The organism is Neobacillus sp. DZ-9 (genome assembly GCF_059587065.1).
Map to the genome: position 1 here is coordinate 1 of NZ_JCAIOL010000025.1, position 15,745 is coordinate 15,745.

Annotated in this window: 18 protein-coding genes; 12 read left to right on the top strand and 6 right to left on the bottom strand. The window is 38.2% G+C overall.

Annotated features, from left to right (window positions below; genetic code table 11):
• Positions 1-391: 391 nt before the first annotated feature.
• Complete coding sequence (locus AC59HZ_RS30485) at positions 392-1,396, bottom strand: DUF3231 family protein (protein ID WP_496549460.1); 1,005 nt, start codon at positions 1,394-1,396, stop codon at positions 392-394.
• A 413-nt stretch (positions 1,397-1,809) separates the two neighbouring features.
• On the opposite strand from AC59HZ_RS30485, the gene AC59HZ_RS30490 reads away from it, so the two are divergent.
• Positions 1,810-2,298: a DUF4825 domain-containing protein gene (locus AC59HZ_RS30490; RefSeq protein WP_496549461.1), complete on the top strand. Its 489-nt coding sequence runs from the start codon at positions 1,810-1,812 to the stop codon at positions 2,296-2,298.
• A gap of 298 nt (positions 2,299-2,596) precedes the next feature.
• Here the strand turns inward: AC59HZ_RS30490 and AC59HZ_RS30495 are convergent, their stop codons facing one another.
• Both AC59HZ_RS30495 and AC59HZ_RS30500 read right to left on the bottom strand, forming a co-directional pair.
• The gene (locus tag AC59HZ_RS30495) at positions 2,597-2,929 is read right to left on the bottom strand and encodes a hypothetical protein (RefSeq protein ID WP_496549462.1); all 333 of its coding nucleotides are present in this window, start codon (positions 2,927-2,929) and stop codon (positions 2,597-2,599) included.
• 26 nt (positions 2,930-2,955) lie between these two features.
• Positions 2,956-3,192, bottom strand: a complete 237-nt coding sequence (locus AC59HZ_RS30500) for a hypothetical protein (RefSeq protein ID WP_496549463.1) — start codon at positions 3,190-3,192, stop codon at positions 2,956-2,958.
• Between the two features lie 69 nt (positions 3,193-3,261).
• Here AC59HZ_RS30500 and AC59HZ_RS30505 point away from each other — a divergent pair, with 69 nt between their 5' ends.
• The 6 genes from AC59HZ_RS30505 (at position 3,262) to AC59HZ_RS30530 (ending at position 9,666) form a co-directional block, all read left to right on the top strand.
• On the top strand, positions 3,262-3,666 hold the full coding sequence (locus tag AC59HZ_RS30505; RefSeq protein WP_496549464.1) for a MerR family transcriptional regulator: 405 nt from the start codon (positions 3,262-3,264) through the stop codon (positions 3,664-3,666).
• A 39-nt stretch (positions 3,667-3,705) separates the two neighbouring features.
• A complete protein-coding gene (locus tag AC59HZ_RS30510; RefSeq protein WP_496549477.1) occupies positions 3,706-4,017 on the top strand; it encodes a YnfA family protein in 312 nt (103 codons plus the stop codon).
• Positions 4,018-4,648: 631 nt separating this feature from the next.
• A complete protein-coding gene (gene ltrA / locus AC59HZ_RS30515) occupies positions 4,649-5,908 on the top strand; it encodes a group II intron reverse transcriptase/maturase (protein ID WP_496549465.1) in 1,260 nt (419 codons plus the stop codon).
• Positions 5,909-6,574: 666 nt separating this feature from the next.
• Positions 6,575-8,413: a GMC family oxidoreductase gene (locus tag AC59HZ_RS30520; protein ID WP_496549466.1), complete on the top strand. Its 1,839-nt coding sequence runs from the start codon at positions 6,575-6,577 to the stop codon at positions 8,411-8,413.
• A 283-nt stretch (positions 8,414-8,696) separates the two neighbouring features.
• On the top strand, positions 8,697-8,978 hold the full coding sequence (locus AC59HZ_RS30525) for a hypothetical protein (RefSeq protein ID WP_496549467.1): 282 nt from the start codon (positions 8,697-8,699) through the stop codon (positions 8,976-8,978).
• A 241-nt stretch (positions 8,979-9,219) separates the two neighbouring features.
• The gene (locus AC59HZ_RS30530; RefSeq protein ID WP_496549468.1) at positions 9,220-9,666 is read left to right on the top strand and encodes a DNA mismatch repair protein; all 447 of its coding nucleotides are present in this window, start codon (positions 9,220-9,222) and stop codon (positions 9,664-9,666) included.
• 236 nt (positions 9,667-9,902) lie between these two features.
• On the opposite strand, the gene AC59HZ_RS30535 is transcribed toward AC59HZ_RS30530, so the two are convergent.
• A complete protein-coding gene (locus AC59HZ_RS30535) occupies positions 9,903-10,115 on the bottom strand; it encodes a hypothetical protein (RefSeq protein WP_496549469.1) in 213 nt (70 codons plus the stop codon).
• A gap of 297 nt (positions 10,116-10,412) precedes the next feature.
• On the opposite strand from AC59HZ_RS30535, the gene AC59HZ_RS30540 reads away from it, so the two are divergent.
• Positions 10,413-10,685 (top strand): stage V sporulation protein S, encoded by a 273-nt coding sequence (locus AC59HZ_RS30540; RefSeq protein ID WP_496549470.1) that lies wholly within the window; start codon positions 10,413-10,415, stop codon positions 10,683-10,685.
• A gap of 331 nt (positions 10,686-11,016) precedes the next feature.
• Here the strand turns inward: AC59HZ_RS30540 and AC59HZ_RS30545 are convergent, their stop codons facing one another.
• Entirely contained in the window at positions 11,017-11,451 is a 435-nt protein-coding gene (locus AC59HZ_RS30545; protein WP_496549471.1) for a S1 domain-containing RNA-binding protein, read from the bottom strand.
• A gap of 555 nt (positions 11,452-12,006) precedes the next feature.
• Between AC59HZ_RS30545 and AC59HZ_RS30550 the strand changes: the two genes are divergently transcribed.
• The 4 genes from AC59HZ_RS30550 to AC59HZ_RS30565 all read left to right on the top strand — a co-directional run bounded on the left by AC59HZ_RS30550 (position 12,007) and on the right by AC59HZ_RS30565 (position 15,062).
• Positions 12,007-12,144, top strand: a complete 138-nt coding sequence (locus AC59HZ_RS30550) for a hypothetical protein (protein WP_496549472.1) — start codon at positions 12,007-12,009, stop codon at positions 12,142-12,144.
• 267 nt (positions 12,145-12,411) lie between these two features.
• On the top strand, positions 12,412-12,579 hold the full coding sequence (locus tag AC59HZ_RS30555; RefSeq protein ID WP_496549473.1) for an ATP-binding cassette domain-containing protein: 168 nt from the start codon (positions 12,412-12,414) through the stop codon (positions 12,577-12,579).
• 32 nt (positions 12,580-12,611) lie between these two features.
• A complete protein-coding gene (locus AC59HZ_RS30560; protein ID WP_496549474.1) occupies positions 12,612-13,856 on the top strand; it encodes a serine hydrolase domain-containing protein in 1,245 nt (414 codons plus the stop codon).
• 669 nt (positions 13,857-14,525) lie between these two features.
• Positions 14,526-15,062, top strand: coding sequence for a hypothetical protein (locus tag AC59HZ_RS30565; protein WP_496549475.1), 537 nt, complete (start codon positions 14,526-14,528; stop codon positions 15,060-15,062).
• Between the two features lie 476 nt (positions 15,063-15,538).
• On the opposite strand, the gene AC59HZ_RS30570 is transcribed toward AC59HZ_RS30565, so the two are convergent.
• Positions 15,539-15,673, bottom strand: coding sequence for a hypothetical protein (locus tag AC59HZ_RS30570; RefSeq protein WP_496549476.1), 135 nt, complete (start codon positions 15,671-15,673; stop codon positions 15,539-15,541).
• Positions 15,674-15,745: the final 72 nt, after the last annotated feature.

Sequence of the window (15,745 nt, forward strand, 5' to 3'; positions counted from 1 at the left end):
ATGACTCAATAAAGTTAACGTTCATATATAGCCGAGAGGTTATATATGGGTGTACAGGTATTTTGTACGGTCGAACGAACCATTATTATGGGTGGTAAACTGTTTATTTATGGTCGAAAGATTATAAATAGGTAATCAGCTATTCATGATAGTGCAAGGTAGATCGTTACGTACTCGAACCTTCCAATCTAAATACATTTTAAAGAAGATATGTAACAATTAAGTCACCTTCACAGGTGACTTTTTATGTATGTAACATAATACACGTTTTGTTACATTGGAAGAAGTTCAGATTTGTTGCTTATTAAGCTAACGGGGCAGGTTAGTTCAAGAAGATTTTTTTCATAAATATTAAAAATGCCCGTCCGTATGAGGAAGGACATTATAATTATTATTTTTCTTTTGCGATTTCTTTTCTATTAGGAGCGAGTGGAGGTTGTTCTAACCACTTGTTTTTCACCATAATATCAAACCAGTTTTTGGTTACTGAAAGATTTTTAAGAATGGCTGTTTCATATGCTGCTCCAAGGTCTGTTCGCATGGCTGATGCTAGGCCTGTCCCGTGATATACTTGTGCGGTTTGAGCCAAGAAACCAATATGATACATCATTAATTTATCCGAAAAAGGAGAGTCTTTTGACATTGTAACCTCTGATTCCCACGACATTGGAACTGGTAAATTATCCTTGTGCATAATTTTTGAGAAGGCTTGTATCTGTTCATCAGCCGTTTTTTCAGAATCCTCCAAAAACTCTCTTACCTCTTTTGATCCAGCGACTTGACTGAATCCGATAGAAAGAGCTTTAGCCATAATGCTCTTTTTTATGTTAAGAGAAATACTGATGATTTCTGTAGCAGATAAAACTCTCCCTTTTCCGAAGAATCCATCACTAAAATCTTTGGTAGAAATAAATTCAGGGCCCTCGTTAGGATAGAAATAGGGGTCTCTTTGGAATTTTCCTTTTTCAAGCAATAACTCAATGGTTAAATCATACATATTTTTTGCATCATTATCACATGAATTGTAAAATTCACGTAAGTCCTTTCTGACAGAAACACCTAAAGCAGTTGTATGACCCAACAAACCATGTATAGTCATAATATGCAAATAATTTAAACAGAATGTGTCAGAAAACAATCTCTCTGCACTTTTTTTTAGGTCTGACTCAGTAAATCCAATTGGAACTGGGAATCCCTCTTTCTCAATGAAGGAAACAAGCTGCTTCTTTTGCTTTTCCCATGTCTCAATGGCTATTTCAAAAACCTTTTTTATTGATTCGTCTTCCAAAATAGAAATCAAATACCTATTTACTATCTCGGCCATTGTTCCATTTACATACTCCCCCCATAGTGTTCCTATTTCGGAAGATGTTAGTTTTAAATTATCATTTTCCATTTTCTCACCTCTTGCGTATTTTTTACTAATTCAGAAATACATATGTATTTTTTTAGACTTTATATCTTTTAGATAATAACAGTTGAGCAGTTGCTTGTTGAACTAACGGGTGCATTAGTTTAACAAACAAAAGGACTGTTTTCGCATAAGAATGTTCCGTTTTAAGGTGTAAAACGGCAATTAAAACACTAAAAAGTAGTACAAATAACACTACAATTGGTCAGTAAAAAACTAAAAGCGTAGCTATATTTAACCACACTTTTAACATTAATATTGGTAATGTAACTGGACGTATTTTAGTTTTTAATTTCTCGAATTAAATGGGAATTAAATATTTAAGATTAATTAATGAATGAGGAAATGTATTTTTTATGGTAAATTAATATAAATATAGAAAAATAAGGGGGATAAAATTGAAAAAAGCTACAAGATATATTATTTTTTCAATGCTACTACTGTTGATATTAAGTGGATGTAGTTCAAATGCAAGTTCAAAAGAAGATATATTTCAATACAAAGGTTCTTATGTAGGCGACAATAGTGCAGTAGGGAACATTGTAAAGAGTTTACCACACAACAAAGAGTTAAAACAAATTTCGCTCCAAACAAAAAAAGAACCTTATGGTGTCACTTTAGATTATAAAAAAATAAATTCTACGATGGCCGATAAAGAAATGAAAGAAACAGCCATATTCAATTCTACATTTATTTTCGCCTTGATTAAAAATGCAGATTGGATTACGTTTCGATTTCCAGACCAAGAATATACAGTAACAAAGGAGAACTTGCAAAAGTGGTACGGTAAAAAGTTTGATGAGATTACAAATGAGAAAGACCTAAAAAAATTTATAAACGACTATTTAAAGAATGAAAATGAAGTAAATCAATTCTTTAAAAAATAAAAATGTTATAAGTCGGGAACGGATTGTTGAAGTTATCGAATACCTTATTGAAAATGATGAGTTCAATTCTGTTTTTACAAGATATCCTGATGTTGAACCTGAAGAGGACTATTTATATCCCGAGGGATTCTTTATCTAAAAATTTCTGTTGAAAAGTCTGAACCTTCTTCAACTAACGGGTGCTTGAGTGGAACAAAGGGTTGCTGCGGCAGCCGTTTTTTCTTGTTGCACTAACGAAGCAGTTTTGTTTAAGAAGAAAAAGCAAAACCCCTTAACCAAAAAGGGTAAGGGGATATTTTTAATCTAAGTGAAATTCTTCACTTAATAGATTTTTGACTTCTTCACTTCCTGTTAGTTCCAATTTTATCAAGTCTGCTTCACCACTTACATATAGAGAGAATTTAATGAATGGACAGCAACGATTTTCGTAAGAAATCCATTCAGCTATTTTCAATAGTAACGAGGGTTGATTTGGATAAATAAATGAAAAACCAGTAGATATTTCTTCAACTGACAGATTTTCAGTTAATTCGGTTCGAAGCACTTCATAACGGCTTCTTTCTTCTGAATTGAAAGCACCAATATTACAAGCAACATTTGTTGAGCTTTTACAACAATTACATTCAGTCATAACAAAAAAAACCTCCTTTATGATAGTTAGCTATGTTTACACGACCCTGAAGAACAATTGCAACCCGAACTTGTATTACAAGCACGTCTCTTTTTTACATATAGAAAAATAAATAATGCTAAAGAGATTAGTAATACTCCCCATTTCCAATATCCCAAACCTACTCCAACGATACCTAAAATTCCAGTTATTCCGATAGCGGGTAATGCACAACATAGTGCACATAAGCCGACTATTCCAAATCCAGCAAATAAACTTTTCAATTAAATCCCTCCTAATGTATATTTAAAGTATAATACTTAAAGTAAACTTTAAGTCAAGAGGTGATAGTGATGGATTCTTTTCTTTCCATTGGTGAGTTAGCAAAAAAAGCTAACATTAAGGCTTCAGCTATTCGTTTTTACGAGTCAATTGGAATTTTACCGATCCCTACAAGGGTAAATGGACAAAGACGCTATAAAACGGAAGTTATCGACCAATTAAAGTTTATAAAAACTGCTCAATTAGCTGGTTTTAGTAATCAAGAAATTGCCGTACTTTTAGAGGGTTTTGATAATCAGACTTCTCCATCTGAAAGGTGGACCCAAATGGCGAATGCTAAGTGTTCTGAATTAGAGGAACAAAAAAAGCATATTGACGCAATGTTGGATGTATTAAAAAACGGATTGAAGTGCGAATGTCTTACTTGGTCAGAATGTTTCACAAAGGTTAATTCAAATGGCACTTGTTGCGGGTAGAAGTGATGGAAGGGTGAGCGCATTTTGTTTAAAGCAGTAATGCTTTTTATATTAGCTGGCTTAGCTGAAATTGGTGGTGGATACCTTATATGGCAATGGTTACGGGAAGATAAACCTGCTTATTTAGGACTATTTGGAGGAATAGCATTAGTTTTATATGGTATTATTGCTACGTTACAATCATTCCCATCTTTCGGAAGAGTCTATGCTGCCTATGGAGGAGTATTTATCGTCCTTTCTGTATTATGGGGATGGGGCATAGATAAAAAAACACCTGATTTATATGATTGGATAGGTGCAGGCATATGTTTAGTGGGTGTTTCGGTGATGTTATTAGCACCCCGTCAATAATAAGGAAAATTGTACATACCTTCTTCAAGTAACGGGTGCTTGAGTTTAAGATGGAGCTGCGATCAGCAGCTCCTTTTTCTGTGCGCCCAGCATGGGTGCAATCTATAGGGTGCAAGTCCCGAATCGTGAAGGTAGAAGTAACGGTTAGCTTAACACAAGGGTGTCCATGGTGACGTGGAATCTGAAGGAGGTGAGCGGCAAACCTCCGGTCTGAGGAACACGAACTTCATATAAGGCTAAGTATCATTGGGTGAGTCTGCAGAACAAGACAAAGCCCTTTCTACCGAAGGTGGTACTAAGTAAATGAAGCAGATAGGTGGAGGGAAAGATTGCACTCTTACCTGGGGAGGTCTGATTGTAATGCCAAGTACACTTGGTAACCTATTTAGTGATAGATAGTTGAACAGTCAGAAGTCAGCAGAGGTCATAGTACCTTGCCTACTCGAGATGGTAAGAGAAGGACTGAACAATTAGGAAGAACGAGAACTAGGCATACAATTCCTGTGTAGAAACAGACAATCCAAAAGGACTTACTTGAAGGAGGAAGTGGTGAATTCCACTAGGGACTTTATGAGGGTGGAGCAGGTATAACATAAATAGACTCTTCGTTCACGTCGAAAGGAAATATCAAATGTTAATGGAAATGATTTTGTCACGGGAAAACTTAATAGAAGCACTTAAACATGTCGAGAAGAACAAAGGGAGTCACGGCATAGATGGAATGTCAGTAAAATTCCTACGTAGACATCTCTATGATAACTGGGACTCACTCCGTACTTCGATAAGAAATGGAACCTATGACCCGAAGCCAGTCCGTCGGGTCGAAATCCCGAAACCGAACGGCGGAATAAGGTTACTAGGTATACCTACCGTGACAGACCGTTTCATTCAACAAGCTATTGCTCAAGTGTTAACACCACTATTTGACCCAACCTTTTCAGAGCATAGTTATGGATTCAGACCAAATAGGAGAGGACATGCCGCAGTTCGAAAAGCGAAAGAATATATAAGTGAAGGTTACAGATGGGTTATAGATATGGACTTAGAAAAATTCTTTGACAAAGTGAATCATGATAAGTTAATGGGAATATTGGCTAACAGAATTCAAGACCGTATGGTCTTGAAACTAATTAGGAAATATCTACAAGCGGGTGTCATGATTCATGGTGTAACTTATGACTTTGAGGAAGGAACGCCACAAGGAGGTCCACTAAGTCCTCTTCTTTCCAATATACTGTTGGATAAACTTGATAAAGAGTTGGAACGAAGGGGGCATAAGTTCGTTCGCTACGCTGATGATTGTAATATCTACATGAAATCAAAGAAAGCTGGCGAAAGGGTAGTGAACTCTATTACAAACTTTATAGAAGTGAAATTAAAACTTAAAGTAAATAGAGAGAAAACTGCCGTTGACCACCCGTGGAAACGTAAGTTTCTAGGTTTTAGTTTTACTTTCACCAAGAAACCGAAGGTTCGAATATCTAAGGAAAGTATCAAGAGACTAAAGTCTAAGGTACGCGAACTAACTTCACGTTCAAAACCTATCCCAATGGAAATAAGAATTGAGAAACTAAATCAATACCTCACGGGATGGTGTAGTTATTTTGCCTTAGCCGATACACCAAGTAAGTTTAAAGAATTTGATAAGTGGATTAGAAGACGACTTCGTATGATTGAATGGAAACAATGGAAAACACCCAAAACAAGAGTGAGAAAACTCAAAGGTTTGGGAGTACCTCCAAACATGGCTTACGAATGGGGAAATTCCAGAAAGAAATATTGGAGGATAGCTAGTAGTCCGATTCTGCACAAAACCCTCGACAACTCTTATTGGAGTAACCGAGGGCTTAAAAGTCTATATCAAAGATATGAATTTCTACGTCAAACTTAGTTGAACCGCAGTATACCGAACGGTACGTTCGGTGGTGTGAGAGGTCGGGGGTTAGTCACCCCCTCCTACTCGATTGTTGAACGGGGCAGGTTTAATAACAAGAAATGGATTTTTGTGGTAAAGTAGGGTAATAAAAGGGGGGGCTAAATCAAAAACAATTCTTCAAGCATTTATTGGGTCAATTGTAATTCATATAGTCTATTTAGCCGTTATGATGTCAGTCAGTTATATAAAAACAAGGAACTATAAACCAGATGTAGCAAGTGCATGGGATAAAGTAGAGACACTTTAAAACGAGGTTGCTTTTGGTAAGGTAAATTCCCCATTTCTTTACTTATTAACATTTATAGGCGTAACAGTGATTTGCGGAATTATAATCTTTTTATATAAAAAATTGTTGCACTAAAGGGTGCAAGAGTTGAAGTTCCAGCTGCCATTTTTGGCGGCTTTCTTCTAGTGCTAACGTAAGCAGGTTTGTTGAAGAAGGAAACGTCATTCGCTGTGAAAATTTTTTCTTTTTCTAATTACGAGGCAGTGCAGTACAGTACAGTCAAAGAAGAAATATAGCACATAAGTTGAAAGAACAATTTTGTGAAAAATAGGCTGCAAAATCATTTCTTTTACTTTTAGGTCTACATAACTTATTAGTAAAAAGGAGATGATTTTTTGAGTGAAAAAACTAATAAGAATGTTTTCGATTACATTGTAATTGGGGCAGGAACAGCAGGGGGAATTATTGCAAAGAAATTATCGAATGACCATCGTACTAGTGTGCTGGTGCTTGAAGCAGGAACGAACATGACGGAACAGTTTAGCGACCCAAATCTTTTTGTTGCACTTGGTAATTCCACTGATAACAAATTTTCTTTCAATGTCGCAACTAGAATTGAGCAAAATATCGGGCGTCAGCTCATAACATCAAGTGGACGAGCCATTGGAGGGAGTTCTGAACATAATGCTATGTTCGCTGTACGTGGAAGCAGTGATCTATATGATACATGGGCAAATCTAGTTGGAAATCCTTTATGGAGCTATGATAGTGTCCGATCTTTATTTAAAGAAAATGAAACTTATACAGGGGCTTCACAAAATCCTCAAGAACGTGGTTTTAATGGTCCTATTTTTATCCGACAGCAAAAAATTCCGAATCAAGGATTAATCCAAGCTTTAACAGAAGCCACCTCCCAAGTGTTTGGTATCCCGATTGAGGAAGATTATAATACAGGAATAAGGGATGTCGTGTCCCCAAAAGGGCAATTTACGCAAAAGATGGAAAATGGGAAACTTGTTCGCTCGTCCGTAGCTACAGGATATTTAAACAGCCACGTTGTCACTCAAGGGAATCAGTTCGATCCGGATGAGTTTGGTGTGAATGGTAGAAGATTAGTCATTCTAGCTAAAACAACTGTAAATAAGATTCTGTTTAAACACAAACATGGTACTAAAATCGCTGTTGGTGTTGAATTTATTAAAGACGGGGTTTCACAAAATATGTTCGCACGGAAAGGTATTATTGTCTCTGCCGGACAATTTTCCTCCGTAATACTTCAACGGTCAGGGATTGGTAAGGCTGACGATTTAGTTAAAGCCGGGATAACTCCCTTGGTAGAAAGCCCTCAAGTAGGCTACAATTTCCAAACGCATTTTTATGTCGGTATGGGGATTAGAGTGGAAACTAGCAGACTTCTTGACGTTATGATTGCTGACCCTAATCAACCACTAACACTTAAAGCGTTTAAAAAGGTGGACAACCCAACAGGTGGAAGGCGCCTTCAATTATTAGGTGCGCCAAATTCACTCTTTATACCTAGTCAGATAGTGGATATAAATGGTTGGCAATTTAACGAAAATAATAAAAGTAATATCATGAGTATTGGAATTGTAGATGTAAACTCAAGAAGTCGGGGCACCATTATGGTCGCTCATAGCGATCCAGAGGCGTATCCATCAATTGACTTAAATCCGCTCCCGATATCAACTCTCGATGACCCTGACCTAAATTTCATGATTGATCAATATATTGAGACGTATAAAATGATCGTCAAGGCTCGTGAGTTAGATAAGGATGGTATATATGAGGTAGTCTATCCAGATGAAAGTATATTTAAATTGAACGATGAGAATCAAAAGCGGGCTATATTAGCTAATTTTGTCAGAGCTTCGTATTCCATTTTCACCCATTTCGGAGGACAATGTAAAATGGCAAAGGACATCAATAGTGGGGTTGTAAATGCGTTCCTTGATGTCTTTGGAACCAAAAACCTGAAGGTAGCTGATCTTTCTATTGCACCTATTTTACCAGATGGTAATACTTCCATACCAGCACAAATGATAGGATTGAATGCAGTAAGGTTTATTCAAAATAATCCCCATTCTTACGTTTTTGATGATGATGAATTTGAGGATAGTTTTGAAGAAAGTAGCGTCAATCATCATAGTCACCATCATAACCATAATTCACACCATTCACATCATGATGAAAGTAGTGACGAGAGCAGTAGTTAGAATTTAAAAGTACAAGGAAAGACCGTTTCGACGTTAGGGAGCGGTCTTTTGTTTTTTATGGGTAGTTTGTGAAGAATTACACTTAAACTAAAGGGTACTTGAGTTGAAGAAGGAGTTGCGGCGGCAGCTCCTTTTTCTTGTTCAACTATAGAAGCAGGTTTGTTAAAGTAGGGCATTCAATTGACGATAGAGAATACATATATAAAGAACAGATTATTAGAAGTAAATTCAAATATAAGACTAATATTCATATTTTATAATCTTTAAAAGGAGTGAAAACAATATGCCACTAGTAGGAATTTGGGGCCATAACTTATCGGAAACATATGGTGAATTATCCCAGAATGAAGACCCTTACTGGCAAGGTGTTGGCAATGCGATGTTGGAGTTTATATCAATGGTAAATGAGACATTCAAAGAAACCTATCTCTTTGGATTTACTTCACAATATGATTTACGTTTAAGGCCTGTAGTTGATTGGCCAGGAACTGATATTATTGTCGTTTCAGCTAAATACAACATTCTCTGTGGTGAAGCAAGACTTTTGCGCTTCATGGATGGCTAACGGGTGCAAGAGTTCAAGATAGATCGCTGCGGCGGTCTTTTTTTCTTATTCGACTAACGGGGCAGGTTAGTGGAACAAGATTTCCGGTGTAAGCAACTATAAAAACGGCAGAATCAACCGCTTTAAATTAGGATATTAGAGGGTGGGATTGTTGAATTTGGTACAAAACTAATATAAAGGTGAAGTTTACAAATACTAAATATTAAATCCCTATATTAAGCAAGTAAAGTAGGAGAAAATAATGAGTATTGAAATGGAAAAAGACCATCTTATCCAGTACGGGTTAAAAGTGTTTGAAGAAATTGGGGCTAATGAAATTTGCAGCGTCTGTATTAGAAGTGGAAATTCTTGTTGTCATGGGTGTGAATTCTTAAAGGATAAGGAAGGTTGTCAAAAACGTAACACCTCTTGTATGGCGTGGCTATGCGGCTTACAAAAACTTTATTTTAAAGAGATTGGGTTATTAGATGATTGGGAAAAATTGTGGACAAAAATTCCAGGTAAATTACACCGTGGAGATGTGACTCCTGATATTGTGAAGGTGAAAACATTACTCAAAGTTAAACACATTAATAAAAACTCAGGAAAGTTAATGGCTGATAAATTCAAAACTTTTGTAGAAGATGGGGGTAACTTAGAAAAATTAGAGAGACGTTTACAACACGATTTTGTTATGGAAAAACTATAAATAATCTGCTGCATGTAATCGCTCTACAATTTTTTAAGAGCCGATTCAAAAGAAAAAATGAAGACACAAAAATTTAAATTGACTGAAAATCGATTTAAATTTTTGTTATAAATTAAAAGTCATCATATTAGGATGAAAGGCTATTGTGACAGCCTTTTTCTTACTCGTTAACGGAGTTAATAAGTTGAAGAACTCGGATGTCCTGTTGTGTTTCACCCGAATAAAAAGGTACCCGATTATTCGGATGCATACTTAATTATTCCATGTAAATAAACTGAGTATTCTCGCTGTACACATTCTCTTAACTTGATTTTTCCTTCACTTTCTAATTCTCTAACCAATTCTTCAATCTTTTTTTCATCTTCTTTTGTAGCCTTTGGAATCTCTGTTGAAAAAAAATTACCTCGACTGGAATCGCGTAGATTTTTTAATAAACCAACTTTATTCATTGGGTCATCCCCTTTTTCTATTATTTTCGACATAAATGAGGTTTTTTCCTTTGAATACCAATTATTTTCTCAAGTTTTCTTATTCAGCTATCGGAGCGCAAGAGTTGAAGATCAACGGACAGATCGGCAGCTCTTTTTTCTTGTTGAAGTAGCGAAGCTGGATAGCACAAAAAGAATCAAAGGAATAAGATCAATAGTTCTGTTTGATTTTAATTTGAATATTATTAAAGATACTTAATAACATTCTTCTTTCCAGTGATCATATCAAGCAATTAAATAACAGGGGGAAAAATTTATATGGATAATGTATTAAAAGTATCATCAAAATCAAATCCGAATTCAGTTGCAGGTGCAATTGCAGGCATGTTAAGAGAAAGAGAAAATACAGAAATTCAAGCGATTGGAGCAGGTGCTTTAAATCAAGCGATTAAAGCAATTGCGATTGCAAGAGGATTCGTAGCTCCTAGTGGTCTTGATCTGGTTTTTGTTCCTGCATTTACAGATGTTTTAATCAATAATGAAAATAGAACAGCAATCAAATTATTGGTAGGTCCTAGAAAAAGACGATAGATTTGCGTTGAGACGATCAATAAAAGAATTATTTTGTAAAAATTTCCCTAATACTATATTAGCTTGTTGTGTTAACGGGTGCTATAGTTAAACGTAAAGGCTGCTATTGAGTGAAGTTTTTTCAAATTGGCTATCTTTCAGGTTAAATGGATAAGAAGTAACCCCTCTTTGAGGAATTTTCGTTTTTAAGAAAAGTTCTGTTAAACTTTGATGTTGTTTTTTTTGTGCATTTAATGACCTACAGTGGTATAAGATACATTAAAGAAGGCAAGCCATATTATTATAGAGGCTTACCTTTATTTATATTATGCAGTTTAAAAATCGCAGTAAGTTATCCGCGTCTCCCGCCTCTACCGCCCTGCTTTGCTCCGGTGTTACGTTTTAGAGTAGACAAATTCTCTTCACTAGTCTTTAAAAAACGAGCCATTTTATCTTCGAAATTTTCCTTGGGTTTGAAATTGCCTTTTGATCGGCTATCAACTCTTCCCTGTCGTGGAGGGCGTTTTGAATAAGAAGAGGTTTGTTCTTCGGGTCTATCTATAGCTTTTTTGATGGACAAGGCAATTTTTCCGTCTTTCTCACTAATCACTTTAACTTCAATCAGGTCGCCTACTTTGAGATGGTCATTAACGTCTTTTACATAGCTATCTGCAACCTCACTGATATGCACAAGACCTGTTGAGCCTCCCGGTAATTCTACGAAAGCTCCAAAATTAGTGATACCTGTTACTTTACCTTGTACCTTGCTTCCTACTTCAACTGACATAAAAATTATTTTCCCCCTCAGCATTGTTAAAATATTATTATAACAAATTATTGAGTGAAATAATATCAACTGGAGTTATTTTCTTACCACCTATTCGCAATCCTCCTCATCTAACCTATTCCTTATTAAAGGATTAGTTTGCCAGTGGGTTTTTTCAGAATTTCATCTTTGCATATTCCAAAATAGGAGGTTTCGTAAAAAACTTTTCTGAGAATAAGATGTTTTTATTGTAAATAGTAAAACGAAAGTGTTCATTGTTCTTCTAACGGGTGCTTAAGTGCAAGATGGATTGCAGTCACAGCGATCCTTTTTTCTTTTCGAAAAATGGGAGTTTTGTTGAAAAAGCCATACATTCGAATTGCTCATTTACTGGTATAAACTTTAATTATTAACAAATAATCATATTATTACGTTGCCGTTCTTTGCTGTAATTACTATGCCATATAAATAGGCGTCCATTCAAATATTGCAGGTCTGATTTAACGGACATAAAATCTTTATCACTGCGGCATATTATATTTATCAATGATATTTTAATGAATTGAGGTTTTAAAAATGGATGAAATACGAACTACCAATCAAGTAGAAGAAGTAAATAAACACCTTAAAGAAATTCCCAAGGAAGCCGAAGAAAGAAGAATTGAAAATCAGCCTCAAACTGGTAAAAACGAGAAAGCCATCGAGCCGTTTTAATTCGGAAAACGGCAAACCAAAGAATCTAGCTGACCACAAATTTCATAAACCATAAAACAGGGCATAGAAATTTCCTATGCCCTGTTTATATTTATTGGATCTGTTAAAGAATATTGTTTTTTCTTCTTCATCTAACTTTAGTTACCTTCCAAAGGGGTGCTACGGCAGCCTTTTTTTATTGTACTAAAGAAGCAGGATAGTTGAAGAAGGAATATGTATTTACTTACAGAATATACATAATTAGGTAATATGAAGGTGGGAGCTTAAATGGATAAGGGCAGTATTTTCGCCCTGCTCGGCTCCAATGGGGCGGGCAAGACAACACTTGTCAAAGAAGATTACTTACGGAATAATGGTGACTTTGAATTTGATGAAACCGAGAATAAACGTCCGATGAACAATTGGCTCTATGCTAAGCGTAGGACATATCCATAGGGCTGATAAAAAAGTAAAGAGAGGGAAACCAAATGAAAAAGATTACAACGGTACAAAGCAACAGCGGTTTCTCCGAAACTGGACTGCGCAGAATGCGCGACGTGCTGGCACGGCATGTAGAATCCGGGAAGATTCCTGGGCTCGTCGCCCTGGTCAGCCGGTTCGATGAGACGCACGTCGAAGCGATCGGGACGATGCGCCATGAGGGTGGTGCGCCGATCCGCCGGGACACGATCTTCCGGATGGCCTCGACGTCCAAGCCGGTTACGATCGCGGCGGCGATGGTCCTGCTCGACGAGTGCAGGCTGCGGCTGGATGACCTGGTAGAGCAGTGGCTGCCGGAACTCGCCGACCGGCGGGTGCTGAAGCGGATCGACGGCCAGCTGGACGATACCGTGCCGGCGCGGCGGCCGATCACCGTACGGGACCTGCTGACCTCCACGTTCGGGCTCGGCATGGATATGACGTCGCTTGGCACTCCGATCATGAACGCGATCTTCGAGCAGGGGCTCACGCCCAATCTACCGGAGACGGTGCCCGAGCCGGATGAGTGGATGCGCCGCCTTGGCGCGCTTCCGCTGATGCACCATCCCGGAGAGCGCTGGCAGTACCATATCAGCAACGATCTACTCGGCGTGCTCGTCGCCAGGGTTACGGGCCAGTCGTTTGAGACGTTCCTGCGCGAACGCATCTTCGACCCCCTGGGCATGAAGGACACCGGTTTCCACGTGCCCGCCGACAAGATCGACCGGCTGCCACCCCTTTACGCCCCCGACCCGCAGACCGGAGAGTTCATAGTGTGGGACGAGGCAAAGGGGGGACGCAACAGCCAGCCTCCGGCGTTCCAGGGCGGCGGCGGCGGACTTGTCTCCACCGTCGACGACTACCACGCCTACTTCCGGATGCTGCTGAATCACGGGATGCACGGGACCGAACGGATCCTATCCCGACCCGCCGTCCAGCTGATGACCACCAACCGCCTCACGCCCGAGCAACAAGCCACCCGAAACGCCATGGCCCGCAACAACGTCCATGTGTCATTCGGCCAAGGGCAGCACGGCGGCTGGGGCTTTGGAATGGCGGTGCGCACCTACCGTGGTGACTACGCGTCCATCGGCCAGTTCGGCTGGGACGGCGGAAGCGGCACCGCGACGTACGCTGACCCGGACAAACAGCTCACCGGAATCCTGCTCACCCAGGTCGGGGCGTCCACTCCGGATTCAGCGCGGCTTATCCACGACTTCTGGACCATGGTCTACCAGGCAATCGAAGACTGACACCGAACCCGCAGTTCGTCGTTCGTTTAAAAAATGGCCGATGAATTTCATCGACCATATTGGGGCAGAACCATGACGTGACGCGGAGTTGGTTGGAAGAAGTGGAAGCGGGCAGGGGCATGGCTGCAAGTCCTTGGAGGCCTATTCAAAGCTTGCAAGCACCGATGCCCAGAAGGGATATAACGAGGTCATCAATAAATAATTCCCCATTTAATTACATCTACATTGCGGGTGGTGTCAGCTTCGCTGGTACTACCCCTTTTTAAGTTGAAAAATAAATTGATAAAAATTCTCGACTTAAGGGTGCGTTATTCCAGGAAGGGTTAACGCCTTTTTTGTGAAGTTATTGAACCTAAACGAGGAAGGTCCAGACTACGACGATTCCTCTATTTAGCGACAATGAGCCTTGTGATGAATAACCCAGAATTTAAATTCGGGAGAAAATCGAATTAACTGAGGGAGTTGAACAATCGTCTCTAACTTTTTTTCAAAGATTGAGCCATTAAATTGATGAACTCCTTTTGAAAAATGAATTTAAAAATAATTGTTATTCAGCTAAAGGATAAATCTGTATAAGATGTGAAAAAAGAAAATTTTTAGTAGGACTAACATGTTTTTTGTTAAAATGAGGAATAAATTAAGTTGAATGTATAAAAAAGGAGTGATGTTTTGATTGGTTGGTTGATTATAGGCTGTGAGATAGGATTTTGGTTATTTGTGTTAGCAGGTTTGTTTGCACGATATATTCTTAGAAAGAAGAAAATTGGAGCGTTTCTGCTAATTTGCACACCAATTGTAGATTTTATACTACTTATTGCAACCGTAATCGATCTGAAAAATGGGGACACAGCTACCATCGTTCATGGAATAGCTGCCATGTATATTGGTGTTAGTGTAGCATATGGTCATAAGATGATAAAATGGGCAGATAGCCAATTCGCATATCGTTTTGCAAATAGGAACAAACCTCCAAAAAAGAAGAAATACGGAATGGAGTTTGCTCGGCAGGAACGCAAAGGTTGGTATAGGCATTTATTGGCATGGTTAATCGGTGTTTTTCTTCTAGGAACTATTATTTTATATATTGATGATGTTCAGCGGACTGAAGCCATTTTTCGCATTTTACAGTTGTGGTCAGTAGTTCTCGTTATTGATCTAATAATTAGTTTTAGTTATACAATTTTTCCGAAAAAGGCAAAAGATTAGAACGATCTTCCATTAAAGGGCGCTATTCTTTAATTTTGTTAAGGTAAAATAATATTGTATCTAATACTCTAAAAAGACCGCTTTCTAATAGCGGACTTTTCTAGTCAAAATAAATAAAGATGTACTTAAGCTATAGGGGGCAAGAGTTAAAGATGGATCGCTGCGGCGGTCTTTTTTTCTTATTCGACTAACGGGGCAGGTTTGTGCAACTTACTCCAGATTGTATCTATTATGAGCGTTTGATTGATATCCTAGCGGACCCCCAAAAATAATCCCTGTCAAATCGGCAGGGATTATTTGGGGTTATAAGCTCCCACTGACCAAAACGCGGATATTATACGTCTAAGATGTTTTTATTAATGGTGTGGATTCATTGGTGAATAAGAAGATATTGGTTGTATAAATGGTTGTTTTACTCCAACCTGAGGTTGCCAAGGTTGTTGTTTAGTCCCTAATTGGGACACACGTTGAACTTCTTAGCTTAATTGGGTACATAATTGGCTAAGATGTTGAATTTGCTGAACAGCAGAAACTTCACGCTGAGCAATTTGTTGAAATTGATTAGAAAATTGTCTTAACTGAGCAGCATTACTTTGTTCTGAGCTGTGCATTTGTTGGAAGGTGTTTTGGATTTGACAAATGACTTGCTGATTGTATATGAGTGATCACTCCTTAGTAAGTTT

Bases quoted from the DNA above. Each gene is read 5' to 3' on its own strand.
- AC59HZ_RS30530 (WP_496549468.1), top strand. From the start codon at position 9,220: ATGAGTATTGAAATGGAAAAAGACCATCTTATCCAGTACGGGTTAAAA.
- AC59HZ_RS30550 (WP_496549472.1), top strand. From the start codon at position 12,007: ATGGATGAAATACGAACTACCAATCAAGTAGAAGAAGTAAATAAACAC.
- AC59HZ_RS30570 (WP_496549476.1), bottom strand. From the start codon at position 15,673: ATGCACAGCTCAGAACAAAGTAATGCTGCTCAGTTAAGACAATTTTCT.
- AC59HZ_RS30505 (WP_496549464.1), top strand. From the start codon at position 3,262: ATGGATTCTTTTCTTTCCATTGGTGAGTTAGCAAAAAAAGCTAACATT.
- AC59HZ_RS30555 (WP_496549473.1), top strand. From the start codon at position 12,412: ATGGATAAGGGCAGTATTTTCGCCCTGCTCGGCTCCAATGGGGCGGGC.
- AC59HZ_RS30545 (WP_496549471.1), bottom strand. From the start codon at position 11,451: ATGTCAGTTGAAGTAGGAAGCAAGGTACAAGGTAAAGTAACAGGTATC.
- AC59HZ_RS30510 (WP_496549477.1), top strand. From the start codon at position 3,706: ATGCTTTTTATATTAGCTGGCTTAGCTGAAATTGGTGGTGGATACCTT.
- AC59HZ_RS30535 (WP_496549469.1), bottom strand. From the start codon at position 10,115: ATGAATAAAGTTGGTTTATTAAAAAATCTACGCGATTCCAGTCGAGGT.
- ltrA (WP_496549465.1), top strand. From the start codon at position 4,649: ATGTTAATGGAAATGATTTTGTCACGGGAAAACTTAATAGAAGCACTT.
- AC59HZ_RS30560 (WP_496549474.1), top strand. From the start codon at position 12,612: ATGAAAAAGATTACAACGGTACAAAGCAACAGCGGTTTCTCCGAAACT.
- AC59HZ_RS30495 (WP_496549462.1), bottom strand. From the start codon at position 2,929: ATGACTGAATGTAATTGTTGTAAAAGCTCAACAAATGTTGCTTGTAAT.
- AC59HZ_RS30540 (WP_496549470.1), top strand. From the start codon at position 10,413: ATGGATAATGTATTAAAAGTATCATCAAAATCAAATCCGAATTCAGTT.
- AC59HZ_RS30485 (WP_496549460.1), bottom strand. From the start codon at position 1,396: ATGGAAAATGATAATTTAAAACTAACATCTTCCGAAATAGGAACACTA.
- AC59HZ_RS30525 (WP_496549467.1), top strand. From the start codon at position 8,697: ATGCCACTAGTAGGAATTTGGGGCCATAACTTATCGGAAACATATGGT.